Genomic DNA, 12675 nt, shown 5'->3' on the forward strand with positions numbered 1-12675 from the left:
GGCCGGCGGCCGGGTTTACCGGGTCAGTCCCGCGAGCGCTCGATGATCACGCCCACCGCGCGCGCACCGCGCACCGCACCCGGCTTGCTCAGCTTCAGGCGCAGCCACTTCACCTCGAATTCGTCCAGCACGATCTGTGCACAACGCTCGGCCAGGGTCTCGACCAAGCCGAACTCCGACTCGCGCACGAACTGCTCCAGGCGCTTGCTGACCGCCTTGTAGTTCAGGGTGTCGGCGATGTCATCGGTGGCCGCAGGGCGACGGTTGTCGAAGCCCATTTCCAGGTCGAACACCAGGTCCTGGCGGATCCGTCGTTCCCAATCGTAGATACCGATCAGGGCGTCGATCGTCAGCCCCTCGATGAAAACCTTGTCCATTGCGCTTACCAGCCCGAATACAGGGGGCCATGGTAACGGCACGGCGGTGAGCCTGCCCGGAACGGCCGGTGGGTGCCCGGCAGGGGCGCGGCTCCAGAAAAGACAAAGGGCCCTGCTAGCGGGGCCCTTTGGTACTACCGTTTGTCCCCGGGGGGAGCTGTTGGACAGCCGCGGGTCCCGGTGGCGCAGGTACGCAGATTAGGCAAGGACCCGATCGCCGGTCAAGGCCAATTCCGACAGGGCAGGTCAGGTAGTCGTCCGAGGCCAAACGCAGAAAATCAGCCGCGCGGACAACGACGTTCCCTGATGGTGGTCGCCGCCCACTCTCGCGAACATCGATTCCTCCTTCACCACCGCACATGACGATGGCTCCATACGATGTACTGCGGCGCGCGTTGTCAGCGGAGCGTCTGTCTACTTACGAGAGAATCGCGTCGACCTGCAGCCCCGACGTCACAGCCGAATCCCTGTACCTGTGGAACATGCGGATGTGCAGTGCACTGATGATGCCGGTCCATCTGTGCGAAGTGGTCACCCGCAACGCCGCTGCAGCTGTGCTCGCCCGGCAGCATGGCCCGCGTTGGCCCTGGAATGATGCCTTCCGACGCAGGCTGCCAACCTCGTCCTGTACTTCCGCACGTGCAGCACTGGAACAGGTTGCTGGCCGCACGACCGATACACCCGAAATCGTCGCCAAGCTGCCGATGGTGTTCTGGCAGCAGCTTTTCACCTGTCGCTTCGACACCACGCTGTGGATACCCGCACTCAACGGAGTTCTGCGGCATGCACCCTCAGCTCATCCCAGCGTCATCAGAAAAGCCATCCACGCTGACATCGGACGCATTCGCCACCTGCGCAACCGCATCGCGCACCACGAGCCCATCCTCGAGCGCGACATCGGCGCCGACCTGGCGGCGATCGGGCGGCTGATCCATGCGCGCTGCCCGCATACGCTGGGCTGGTTGCAACGCCATGAGCGGGCGACGACGGTATTGGCGGCGTCGCCGTTGGCAATGCGCCCGTAATGCGTCCGCCGGGCAGGGCCCGGTGCTATCGGTTCCGGGGCTCACACCGCCGGCAGGGTCGCCATGTCCCAGCGCGGGGTCACGTCCACCTTCGGCGGGCTGTGCTGGCCGGCCTGCAGGCGCAGCGCGCCGGCGAAGGCGATCATCGCGCCGTTGTCGGTGCACAGCGCCGGGCGCGGGAAACAGGCACGGCCGCCCAGGCGCTCGGCCATCTGCTGCAGGCGCGCGCGCAGGCGCGTGTTGGCGCCGACGCCGCCGGCCACCACGATCACGTTGGTGCCGGCCGCTTCCAGCGCGCGCTCGCACTTGATCGACAGGGTCTCGACCACCGCATCCTCAAAGCCCCGGGCGATGTCAGCGCGGGTCTGCTCGCTCTGGTCGCTGTCGCGCCAGGCCATCAGGACCTGGGTCTTCAGGCCGGAGAAGCTGAAATCCAACCCCGGGCGGTCGGTCATCGGCCGCGCGAAACGGTACGCGCCCGGCGTGCCCTGCTCAGCCAGCCTGGCCAGCTGAGGGCCACCCGGGTACGGCAGGCCCATCAGCTTGGCGGTCTTGTCGAAGGCCTCGCCGGCCGCATCGTCCAGGGTCTCGCCCAGCAGGCGGTACTGGCCGATCGCGTCCACGGCCACCAGCTGGGTATGGCCACCGGACACCAGCAGCGCCACGAACGGCGCTTCAGGCGGGTCGTCTTCCATCAGCGGAGCCAGCAGGTGGCCTTCCATATGGTGTACGCCCACCGCCGGCACCTCCAGCGCCCAGGCCAGCGATCGGGCCACGCCGGCGCCCACCAGCAGCGCGCCAACCAGGCCAGGACCGGCCGTATAGGCCACGCCGTCGATGTCGTCCACGCCAAGGCCGGCGTCGGCCAGGGTCTGGCGCACCAGCGGCAGCAGCTTGCGGACGTGGTCGCGGCTGGCCAGCTCGGGCACCACACCGCCGTACTCGGCATGCAGGGCGATCTGGCTGTAGACCGCATGGGCGCGCAGGGCCGCGCTGCCGGACAGGTCGGTGTCATACACCGCCACGCCGGTCTCATCACAGGAAGATTCGATGCCAAGGACTCGCATGCCTGCTATTATGACGCCCCTGCCGCCCCCTCGGGGGACGTGCAGATCTCACTGCTTTCGAACTTCCGGCCCGTATTCAGGGTTGGCCGCTTGCAGTTTGTCTATTCGCCGCTATAATGTGCGGCTCGCCGGGCGTGACCCGGTTCTACTGTGTCCCGGAGATTCCATGCCCAGCGTCAAAGTCCGCGAGAACGAGCCCTTCGAGTTTGCTCTTCGCCGCTTCAAGCGCACTTGCGAAAAGGCCGGTGTGCTGGCCGAAACCCGCAAGCGCGAGTTCTACGAAAAGCCGACCCAGGAGCGCAAGCGCAAGGCCGCCGCTGCTGTGAAGCGTCAGCTGCGCCGCTCGTCGCGCGACGTCACCAAGCGTCAGCGCCTGTACTGATCGGACGCATCTTCATTGCGGCAGGCTTGCCTGTCGCGATGGAGCCGAAGCCGGCACGCGCGAGCGTCGCCGGCTTTTTGCGTTTCCGGGTTCGGGCATCCGCCCCGCCCCACCTACCACCACGAGGTTCCTCATGAGCATGAAGCAGCAGCTCACCGACGACATGAAGGCCGCCATGAAGGCGGGCGAGAAGCACAAGCTGGGCGTGATCCGCCTGATCAACGCCGCCATCAAGCAGCGCGAAGTGGACGAGCGCATCGAGCTGGACGACACCGCCGTGATCGCCGTGCTCGACAAGATGGTCAAGCAGCGCAAGGACTCGGTCAGCCAGTTCGAAGCTGCCAACCGTGAAGACCTGGCCGAGATCGAGCGCGCCGAGATCGTGGTCATCGAAGCCTACCTGCCGGCCAAGATGGGCGAAGCCGAGATCGTGGCCGCCATCCAGGCCGCCATCGCCGAGACCGGTGCTTCCGGCCCGGCCGACATGGGCAAGCTGATGGGCGCACTGAAGCCCAAGCTCGCCGGCCAGGCCGACATGGGCCTGGTGTCCAAGCTGGTCAAGCAGCTGCTGGCGTAAGCCGGCGCCCGGGGTCAGAGCCCTTTCGCGAGCGAAATGGGTCTTACCCCAATGTGGAACTGGCAGGGTCAGAGCCCTTTCGCTCGCGAAAGGGCTCTGACCCCATCGATGCCCCCGCTTCACCGCACCTTCGACCCCCGGCTGCTACAACATCCCCATGGTCGAGCAATCGCACTCCCCCGCCGACACGCGTCCCCACGGCATCCCCGCACGGCTTCGCCACTACGCTGACCGGCTGCAGGACAGCTTCCCGATGGCCGTCGCCAAGCGCTTCGTCGAAATCGATGTGCTGACCCAGGCCGCTTCGGTCTCCTTCTACGCCCTGCTGTCGATGGCACCGCTGCTGGTGCTGCTGCTGTGGCTGACCGCCTCGCTGTACCCGCCAGCACAACAGACATTGATCAGCCAGATCGGTTCGGTGGCCGGCAGCAGCGTGGCCAGCGTCGCCGACACCGTGCTGCACAACGCCAACAGCCAACCCAGCGTCGGTTCGCTGGCCGGGCTGTGGAGCACGCTGCTGCTGTTCGTCGGTGCCACTGCCGTGTTCGCCCAGCTGCAGAACGCGCTGAACCGCATCTTCCACACCAGCGGCCAGCGCCTGGAAGGCGTCAAGGCCTGGCTGCGCAAGCGCGTGTTCTCGTTCGGCGTGGTGCTGGCACTGGGCTTCCTGCTGATCCTCTCGATGACCGCCACCACTGCACTGCAGGTGGTGTTCGCGCAGCTGCCCTCGGTGCTGCCGGCGATCGGCTACCTGACCTCGCTGCTGCTCTACACGCTGGCCTTCGCCTTCCTCTACCACTACCTGCCCGACCGCCGCGTGGCCTGGCGCCAGGCCTTCATCGGCGGCGCCATCACCTCGGTGCTGTTCACCCTGGGCCGCTACGGCATCGGCGTCTACATCGCCACCGTGGCCCCGGGCAGCGCTTACGGCTCGATGGGCGCGCTGGTGATCGCACTGGTGTGGATCTACTACGCCACCGCCGTGTTCTTCGTCGGTGCGTTGATGACCGCAGTGATCGACGAGCGCCTGCATGCGCGGGCGCAGCTGGCCAGGGCCGGGGTCGATGCGGAACAGGCCGGCCCGGACGTCGCCAGCGAGTAAACTAGGGGGAATCCGCCGCCCCCTGCTGCGCGCCCTGGCGGCCGCGCCCTGCCCTGTTGCCCATGGCCCGTATCCCCGACGCATTCATCGACGACCTGCTGGCCCGCACCGACATTGTCGAGGTGGTGGGCAGCCGCGTGCCGCTGAAGCGCCAGGGCAAGGAGTACGCAGCGCGCTGCCCGTTCCATGACGAGCGCTCGGCCTCGTTCACGGTCTCGCCCACCAAGCAGTTCTATCACTGCTTCGGCTGCGGCGCGCACGGCACCGCGATCAGCTTCCTGATGAACTACGACCGCCTCGAGTTCCTCGACGCGGTGGATGAACTGGCCAAGCGTGCCGGCATGGAAGTGCCGCGCAACGAGAACCCGCGCAGCCCGCAGCAGCAGGACGACAGCCGCGAGCTGTATTCGGCGCTGGATGCGGCCACCAAGTTCTTCCAGAAAAACCTGGAAGGCAGCGACAAGGCTCGCAACTACCTCGATGGCCGCGGCGTGGACGAAGAGAACCGCGCGCGCTTCCAGATCGGCTATGCGCCGGATGGCTACAGCGGCCTGCGCGATGCGCTGGGCAAGGACGAGCGGCGGATGAAGCTGCTCGACCGCGCCGGCCTGTTCTCCAAGAACGACCGCGGCCACGTCTACGACAAGTTCCGCGACCGGGTGATGTTCCCGATCTTCGACCGCCGTGGCCGGGTGATCGCCTTCGGCGGCCGCGTGTTCGAGAAGGACGACGGCCCCAAGTACCTCAACTCGCCCGAGACCGCGCTGTTCCACAAGGGCCGCGAACTGTACGGCCTGTGGCAGGTGCGCCAGGCCAACCAGAAGATCGAGCGGCTGATCGTGGTCGAGGGCTACATGGACGTGGTCTCGCTGTTCCAGTTCGGCGTCACCCAGGCGGTGGCCACGCTGGGCACGGCGACCACGCCGGACCATGCCGAGCTGCTGTTCCGCAACGCGCCGGACGTGTTCTTCTGCTTCGACGGCGACGCCGCCGGCCGCCGTGCCGGCTGGAAGGCGCTGGAGTCGGTGCTGCCGCGCATGAAGGATGGCCGCCAGGCCTTCTTCCTGTTCCTGCCCGATGGCGAGGACCCGGACACCATCGTGCGCAAGGAAGGCGCCGAGGCCTTCAACGAACGCCTGAAGCAGGCCACGCCGCTGTCGCAGTTCTTCTTCGATGAACTCACCCGCGAGATCAACCTGGGCACGCTGGACGGCAAGGCCCGCCTGGCCGAGCGTGCCAAGCCGATGCTGGCGCAGATTCCCGACGGCGCCTTCGGCGACCTGATGAAGCAGCAGCTGGCGCAGCTGACCGGCCTGGGTGGTGGCAACGCTTCCGCCACGCGCGCGCCAATGCCACAGCGCCAGCCCTCGCGCACGATCCAGCCAGTGGCCAAGCGCAGCCTGGTGCGCGGCGCGATCGCCGTGCTGCTGCAACAGCCCTCCCTTGCCCTGACCCTGGGCGGCAAGCATCACTTCCAGGGCCTGCGCCTGCCCGGCGTGGAACTGCTGCTGGAGCTGCTGGGGCTGGTCGAACAGCGCCCGGACATCAGCACCGGCGCCCTGCTGGAACACTTCGATGGCCGCGAGGAACAGGCCTCGCTGCATACACTGGCCGCACAGACGCTGCCCGGCACCGAGGCCAGCTGGACCCAGGAACTGCACGACGCGGTGGCACAGCTGGAAAAACAGCTGCTGGTGCAACGTCTGGAAGAGTTGTTGGCAAAGCAGCGCCAGCAGGGTCTGGACGATACTGACAAATACGAACTGCGCGAGCTGCTGAAGGCCCGCGCCGGGCTGCGCCTGTAGAGGGGCAGAACGCTTTCACGGAGAGGACCATGCTGCTGCGCCTGACCTGCCTGCTGTTGTTGTCGCTCTGCCTGCCGCTGGCCGCCCTGGCCGCGGATACCCCGCTCGATGAAGTCCGCCCCGGCCTGCATGCCGGTGGCCAGCCCAGTGCCGCACAACTGCGCGAACTGGCTGCACAGGGCGTGCGCACGGTGATCGACCTGCGCCAGCCCGGCGAGGACCGCGGTTTCGATGAAGCCCGCGTGGCCGAATCGCTGGGCCTGCGCTACGTACGCATTCCAGTGGCCGGCGCCGACGGGCTCGATGCCGCCAACGTACGCGCGGTGCACCAGGCCCTGCAGCAGAGCCAGGGGCCGGTGCTGCTGCACTGTGCGTCCGGCAACCGCGCCGGTGCCGTGCTCGGCCTGGTCAATGCACGCTACGAACATGCCAGCCCCGAACAGGCCCTGCAGCTGGGTCAGCGTGCTGGCCTGAAGTCGCTGGAAGCCGCCACCCGCCAGCGCCTGGCCACGCCGGTCACCTCGCCCTGAACCCTCCGCACCAAGGACTCTGCCCACCATGACACGCTGGTGGTCGCGCCTGCGACCGGACAACTTCACCCTCGCCCTGCTGTGCACCGTCGGCCTGGCCTCGCTGCTGCCGATGAAGGGCGCCGCCGCCATCGTCCTCGACGATGTCACCACGGTCGCCATCGCGGCGTTGTTCTTCCTGCATGGCGCGCGCCTGCCACGCGAGTCGATCATCGGCGGCATGCTGCACTGGCGGCTGCACCTGACCATCCTGGCCTGCACCTTCATCCTGTTCCCGCTGCTGGGGCTGATGTTCAAGCCACTGTCGGGCTGGCTGCTGACGCCGGAGCTGTACCTGGGCGTGCTGTTCCTGTGCACGCTGCCCTCCACCGTGCAGTCGTCCATCGCGTTCACCTCGATGGCCCGCGGAAATGTGCCCGCAGCGGTGTGCAGTGCTTCGCTGTCGAGCATCCTCGGCGTGTTCCTCACCCCGCTGCTGCTGACCGCGTTGGCCGGCACCTCCGGCGGCATCCACGATCCGCTGCATGCGATCGGCGGCATCATGCTGCAGCTGCTGGTGCCGTTCGTGGCCGGCCATCTGCTGCGGCCGTGGATTGCCGGCTGGGTGGAAAAGCAGCGCGCGCTGCTGCGCTACACCGACCAGGCCACCATCCTGCTGGTGGTGTATTCGGCGTTCGGCGAGGCGGTCACCGAGGGCTTGTGGAGCAAGACGCCGCTGCTCTCGTTGCTGGCCGTGGCGGTGGTGGCGGCCGTGCTGCTGGGCATCGCCATGCCGCTGATCACCTTCATCGCCCGCCGCCTGCGCTTCAATCGCGAAGATGAAATCGCCATCGTGTTCTGCGGCTCGAAGAAGAGCCTGGCCACCGGCGTGCCAATCGCCAAGGTGCTGTTCGCCGGTGGCAGCCTCGGCGCGATCGTGCTGCCGGTGATGATCTACCACCAGATCCAGCTGATCGTCTGCGGCGTGATCGCGCAGCGGTATGCGAGGCGCAAGCCCTGACAGGGCGCGCGGGTTGTTGCGGGTAAATCATCCACGCATGGCGTGGATCTACTCAAAACCACGGATGGCGTGAACCCACAGTAGATCCACGCCATGCGTGGATTCACGGGCCCACCAGCGTGCCGACGCTCAACTGCGGCATCCACACCCACAGGTCGTACTCGCGGCCGGCATGGGTGTTGACCTCCGGCGCACGCGCTGGCCGTTCGAGCAGGGACAGTGCCTTGCAGCGGTCCATGCATCCCCAGAAGTGGCCGCGCAACGCTTCCAGCCGCACGCTGTAGATATCCAGGTCGCGCAGTGCCGATGCCATCGGCTGGGTCTGCATGTCCGGCGGGGCATCGGCGGGGCGCTGCAGCATGGCGTGCACATTGCCGGTCAGCACGACCATGCGTGCGCCTTCGGGCAGGCGCCGGTACAGGCGCCGTAGTTCGGCGGCCATGCGGTCATCGCGGGCCTGGCTGCCGCCGTCACTGTGATTGACGTCATAGCCAACGACGTCGATCACACGTCCCTGCGCCTTCAACGCGCGCAGGCCTTCGATCATCGCCAGCATGTCGCGGCTGCGGCGACCATCATGCTGGTCGTCGCGCACGGTCCAGAACGCACGGCCGTGCAGGTGCTGGCGCGACGCGGCCCCGCCATCGGATTCCAGATAGTCGCGCAGCACAGGATTCTCGGCACGTGGCAGTTCCAGCGCCAGCACGACCGGGCCGTTGCGGCTGTAGTCCTCCACCAGCTGGCGCACCAGCAACGGGGTCTCGCGAGTGCCGTGGAATTCGCCCAGCACCAGCAGGCGGTGGTCGCCGGCGTGCTGGCGGATCTGCGCGGCGGTGTCGTCGGCATGCGCATTGAGGCCCATGCCCAGCGCCAGCAGCAGCGCGCTGGTCCAGCGGAAGATCGAATGCATCCCTGCTCCTTCCTTTCCTTGGGGTCAGGAACAGCAATGGCGACGCAGCTGGCGCAGATCAAGTGTAGAGCTGAGCCCGTGCTCGGCTGCTTCTCCGATCAACCCTCAGCCCAGCATGGGCTCGGCTCTACAGTAGATCCACGCCATGCGTGGATGCCTCAGCCCCTTACAGCCAGGGCAGGATCCAGTGGTCGACCAGCAGGAAGGCGAACAGCGCCATCAGGTACACGATGGAGTAATAGAACATCTTCATCGAGAACAGCTCGTCCGGCGGGTTGAGCATGCGCCAGGCGTACCAGAGGAACACGGCGTTGAGCACGATCGCGCCGCCCAGGTAGAACGCACCGCTCATGCCCACCAGGTACGGCAGCAGGCAGACCAGCGCCAGCACCACCGAATACACCAGGATCTGCTTGCGGGTATGCACCACGCCGTGGGTCACCGGCAGCATCGGAATTTCGGCCTTGGCGTAGTCCTCGCGGCGGAAGATCGCCAGCGCCCAGAAGTGCGGCGGGGTCCAGATGAAGATGATCAGCACCAGCAGCGACGAGTACGCCCAGTCCGACGAACCCTGCATGCCGGTCACCGCGGCCCAGCCCAGCATCGGCGGCATCGCGCCAGCCAGGCCACCGATGACGATGTTCTGCGAGGTCGCACGCTTCAGGTACACGGTGTAGATCACCGCGTAGCCGATCAGCGAGGCGAAGGTCAGCACCGCGGTGATCAGGTTCACCCACAGCACCAGGATGGTCATCGACAGCACGATCAGCACGCCGGCGAACACCAGCACCTGCCACGGCTTGACCTTGCCCACCACCAGCGGACGCCACGAGGTGCGCGCCATCTGTGCATCGATGTGCGCATCCAGCAGCTGGTTGATGGCGGCGGCGGCCGAAGCAGCCAGCCAGATGCCGAGGAAACCGAGCACGCCGGCGCGCACCTGCTCCCAGCTGGGCACGCCGGGGATGGCCAGGACCATGCCGACCAGGGCGGTGAAGACAATGAGGGCGACGACCTTGGGCTTGGTCAGGTCCCAGTACTGGCGGTAATTGGAAAACATGGAATCAGTCCGGGGCACGCAGGCGGGCCAGCAGGCTGACCAGCACGAACAACAGGGCAACGGCCACGCCGTTGTGGGCCACCGCCACTTCCAGCGGCAGCGCCAGCTTCACATTGAGGATGCCGAGGGTGACCTGCAGCACCAGCAGCACGATCAGCGCGCTGGCCCAGCCACGCATGCTCGGCAACCGGAACAGGCGCGCGCCCAGCCACAGCAGGTAGACCGCCACCACCACCGCGAACAGGCGGTGTGCCATCTGGATGGCGATACGCGAGGCGCCATCCAGCACGCCGCCTTCGTAGTCCACGCCGATGCCACGCCACAGGGTGAAGCCTTCGACGAAGTTGTGCTGCGGCCACCACTGGTTGGCACAGCGCGGGAAGTTGTCCAGCGAGGCGCTGCCGCCGCCGCAGGCCAGCGCCGCGTAGTTGGCACTGACCCAACCGCCCAGCGCGATCTGGGTGACCAGCACCGCCACGCCGATGCGCAGCAGCCACTTCAGCTTCGGCGCCTCGGCCAGGGTGATCGGCATGTGCGTGGCACGCCAGGCCATCCACACAAGCAGCGCGAACATCAGCATGCCACCCAGCAGGTGGCCCATCACCACGATGGGTTTCAGCAGCAGGGTGACCGTCCACATGCCCAGCAGGGCCTGGAAGATCACCACCGCCAGGGTCAGCAGTGCAGCGCGCGCCAGGTCGATGTTGCTCCAGCGCAGCGCGGCGATCAGCAGGATCGCCTCGCCTATCAGGGCCAAGGCGCTGGCGGTGCCATGCCAGCCCATCATGTACAGCGGTATGCCGGCGGCCACCAGCACGCAGGCGGTCACCACCGCCGTGCTGCCGAATCGCCGCTTGCGCGTGGCCAACAGGGCCAGAGTCAGGATCTCGATGCCCAGCGCGCCGGCCAGGAAGCGATGCACCTGTTCACGCCAGGCCTTGTGCGTTTCCAGCGGGCGGATCTCCGCCGCCGGGTGGCCAATGGTCTCTTCCACGTGCTGCGGCCAGGTGGCCTGGCCATAGCAGGTCGGCCAGTCCGGGCAGCTCAGGCCGGCATCGGACAGGCGCACGAACGCGCCGAACATGATCGTGCTCGCGGTCATGATCATGGCGAACCACGCCAGGCGGTGGAAATTGCGGTGCAGCGCCGGACGCGCGGAAAGGCTCATCAAACGGGACTCACTTCAGTTTCAGCAACGTGGCCATGTCCTTGCGCAGGCCACCCAGGTCACTGCCGGGGGCATGGCGCATGATCACGAAGCCGTTCGGATCGATCACGTAGACCGGCAGTCCCGCCGGATCATCAACGCCCGGCAACGCCGCGCGCAGGGCTGGCGACGGAGCCAGCGGCCGCAGCGCGGGCAGCGAGGCGATCGACGCCGGTGGCGTACCCAGCCACAGAATCTCGACATTATCGGCGTTATGGCCGAACAGCTGCCACACCTTGCCCAGTCCCTGCGACAAAGTGACGCACTGTGCGTCGCAGGCACCGGCCGGCGCCACCAGCAGGCGCCAGGTACGGGCCTCGGGGTTCCATGGGTAGGCCTGGCCATTGGCCAGGGTCGGGCTCTGCTGGCGCAGGTCCACCGGCGGCTTCAGCAGCTGGCCGGCATTGCGGTGGCCGGTGGGCTGCCAGCCAGAGAAGCGCAGTACGGCAGCCAGCGCCATCGCCCCGAAGAACACGGCAAACAGCAGCACCAGGGTCCGGCGGCCGGAGCCGCGCGCCTGCGGGGACGTAGCAGTGTTCATGCGGGGCATTTTCTCACGGTTGGGTAAGGGATGCCGGTAGTGSCGGCCGCKGGCAGGCACCCAGGAAACCGAGGGATTGCCGGCCAGCGGCCGGCACTACCGGGGGATGGAGCGCCTCCTGCGCCATTCCAGCACCAGCGCGACCACCAGCACGGTCAGGGCCAGGCCGAACCACTGCACGGCGTAGCCCAGGTGACGCTGCGGCGGCAGCGTGTTCGGCAGCAGGTCGAGGTCGCGCTCGTCACCGAATGGCAGTGCAGGGTCCAGGCGAAGTACACGATCGGGAAGTGCCTGCACCCCCAGCGCGCGGGCCAGGCCTTCGGCCGGCAACCGGCTGGCCAGCCAGCGGCCCGCTTCACCCGTGGCGGAGAATGCGGGGCCAAGTGCCAATCCGGCCGACGGCAGCGGCGCCAGCAGCCCACGCACCGCCACCGGCGAAGGCGGTGCCGGCAGCTCCGGCAGGGTGCGATCCGGCGGCAGCGCGCGCCATCCCAGATCGACCAGCAGCACGCTGCCCTCGTCACTGCGGAACGGGCGGTAGATCTTCACGCCCGCGCGGCCGTGCCGGGTCTGGTTGTCCAGCAGCACCACGCCGGGAAGGAAGCGACCGTGATCGGCCACGCCATGCAACGCACCGGGCGCTGCCAGCGCCTGTGCCAACGACAGTACCTGCGCTGCGGCTGGACCTTGTGCATCCAACATTGCCTGTTTGGCATGCATGCGCTGCAGCTGCCACAGCCCCAATGCGGTGAAACCGGCCATGGCCAGCACGGCCAGCAGCCATCCGATCACGCGCGTGTGCTGGCGCATCATGACAAGTCCGCGCAAACGCGGTCAGATAGGCACATCCACCCTGCCCTCGAGCCGCGCATGAGTGATTCGCTGAAGACCCTGCTGGTAATCGCGTTTCTGATCGTCATCGTCTGGAACCTGGGCGCCGGCCTGTATTACCTGGTGGTCGACCGCGGCCAGACCAAGCGCACGGTCAACGCACTGACGCGCCGCATCGCGGTGTCGGTGGCCTTGATCGTACTGGTGATCGTGAGCATCTACATGGGCTGGATCAAACCGCACGGCATCGGCGGCTGAGGC

General features: G+C 67.3%; 15 protein-coding genes. 8 read left to right on the forward strand and 7 right to left on the reverse strand.

All coding sequences use genetic code 11. The features are described 5' to 3' along the window. Window positions 1-23: 23 nt before the first annotated feature. Window positions 24-377: a dihydroneopterin aldolase gene (folB, locus tag D7T59_RS16825; RefSeq protein ID WP_180852935.1), complete on the reverse strand. Its 354-nt coding sequence runs from the start codon at window positions 375-377 to the stop codon at window positions 24-26. 359 nt (window positions 378-736) lie between these two features. Between folB and D7T59_RS16830 the strand changes: the two genes are divergently transcribed. After that, window positions 737-1402 carry a hypothetical protein gene (locus D7T59_RS16830; RefSeq protein ID WP_180852934.1) on the forward strand — a complete coding sequence of 222 codons (666 nt, stop codon included), beginning with the start codon at window positions 737-739 and terminating at the stop codon, window positions 1400-1402. Between the two features lie 41 nt (window positions 1403-1443). Here D7T59_RS16830 and tsaD read toward each other — a convergent pair whose 3' ends face one another. Then, window positions 1444-2469 (reverse strand): tRNA (adenosine(37)-N6)-threonylcarbamoyltransferase complex transferase subunit TsaD, encoded by a 1026-nt coding sequence (gene tsaD / locus D7T59_RS16835; RefSeq protein WP_164139022.1) that lies wholly within the window; start codon window positions 2467-2469, stop codon window positions 1444-1446. Between the two features lie 166 nt (window positions 2470-2635). Here tsaD and rpsU point away from each other — a divergent pair, with 166 nt between their 5' ends. From rpsU to D7T59_RS16865, 6 genes are all read left to right on the forward strand, one after another. After that, window positions 2636-2851, forward strand: coding sequence for a 30S ribosomal protein S21 (gene rpsU, locus D7T59_RS16840; RefSeq protein ID WP_002808376.1), 216 nt, complete (start codon window positions 2636-2638; stop codon window positions 2849-2851). A 133-nt stretch (window positions 2852-2984) separates the two neighbouring features. Beyond that, window positions 2985-3428, forward strand: coding sequence for a GatB/YqeY domain-containing protein (locus D7T59_RS16845; protein ID WP_049426948.1), 444 nt, complete (start codon window positions 2985-2987; stop codon window positions 3426-3428). A gap of 157 nt (window positions 3429-3585) precedes the next feature. Continuing rightward, window positions 3586-4530 (forward strand): YihY/virulence factor BrkB family protein, encoded by a 945-nt coding sequence (locus tag D7T59_RS16850; protein ID WP_164139024.1) that lies wholly within the window; start codon window positions 3586-3588, stop codon window positions 4528-4530. A gap of 62 nt (window positions 4531-4592) precedes the next feature. Beyond that, window positions 4593-6335, forward strand: coding sequence for a DNA primase (gene dnaG / locus D7T59_RS16855; protein ID WP_180852933.1), 1743 nt, complete (start codon window positions 4593-4595; stop codon window positions 6333-6335). A 29-nt stretch (window positions 6336-6364) separates the two neighbouring features. After that, the gene (locus D7T59_RS16860) at window positions 6365-6865 is read left to right on the forward strand and encodes a protein tyrosine phosphatase family protein (RefSeq protein WP_164139027.1); all 501 of its coding nucleotides are present in this window, start codon (window positions 6365-6367) and stop codon (window positions 6863-6865) included. 28 nt (window positions 6866-6893) lie between these two features. Beyond that, window positions 6894-7865 carry a bile acid:sodium symporter family protein gene (locus tag D7T59_RS16865; RefSeq protein ID WP_049457760.1) on the forward strand — a complete coding sequence of 324 codons (972 nt, stop codon included), beginning with the start codon at window positions 6894-6896 and terminating at the stop codon, window positions 7863-7865. A 103-nt stretch (window positions 7866-7968) separates the two neighbouring features. Here the strand turns inward: D7T59_RS16865 and D7T59_RS16870 are convergent, their stop codons facing one another. From D7T59_RS16870 to D7T59_RS16890, 5 genes are all read right to left on the reverse strand, one after another. Then, a complete protein-coding gene (locus tag D7T59_RS16870) occupies window positions 7969-8775 on the reverse strand; it encodes a calcium-binding protein (protein ID WP_180852932.1) in 807 nt (268 codons plus the stop codon). Window positions 8776-8941: 166 nt separating this feature from the next. Then, entirely contained in the window at window positions 8942-9835 is an 894-nt protein-coding gene (gene cyoE / locus D7T59_RS16875; RefSeq protein WP_180852931.1) for a heme o synthase, read from the reverse strand. A 4-nt stretch (window positions 9836-9839) separates the two neighbouring features. Further along, entirely contained in the window at window positions 9840-11003 is a 1164-nt protein-coding gene (locus D7T59_RS16880) for a COX15/CtaA family protein (RefSeq protein WP_164138736.1), read from the reverse strand. A 10-nt stretch (window positions 11004-11013) separates the two neighbouring features. Then, on the reverse strand, window positions 11014-11583 hold the full coding sequence (locus tag D7T59_RS16885) for a hypothetical protein (RefSeq protein WP_164138733.1): 570 nt from the start codon (window positions 11581-11583) through the stop codon (window positions 11014-11016). Between the two features lie 96 nt (window positions 11584-11679). Next, window positions 11680-12396 carry an SURF1 family protein gene (locus tag D7T59_RS16890; protein WP_180852930.1) on the reverse strand — a complete coding sequence of 239 codons (717 nt, stop codon included), beginning with the start codon at window positions 12394-12396 and terminating at the stop codon, window positions 11680-11682. A 57-nt stretch (window positions 12397-12453) separates the two neighbouring features. On the opposite strand from D7T59_RS16890, the gene D7T59_RS16895 reads away from it, so the two are divergent. After that, window positions 12454-12672, forward strand: a complete 219-nt coding sequence (locus D7T59_RS16895) for a twin transmembrane helix small protein (RefSeq protein ID WP_099551637.1) — start codon at window positions 12454-12456, stop codon at window positions 12670-12672. The last annotated feature ends 3 nt before the right edge of the window (window positions 12673-12675 follow it).

This window comes from Stenotrophomonas maltophilia (assembly GCF_013464915.1).
Taxonomy (GTDB): domain Bacteria; phylum Pseudomonadota; class Gammaproteobacteria; order Xanthomonadales; family Xanthomonadaceae; genus Stenotrophomonas; species Stenotrophomonas maltophilia_AT.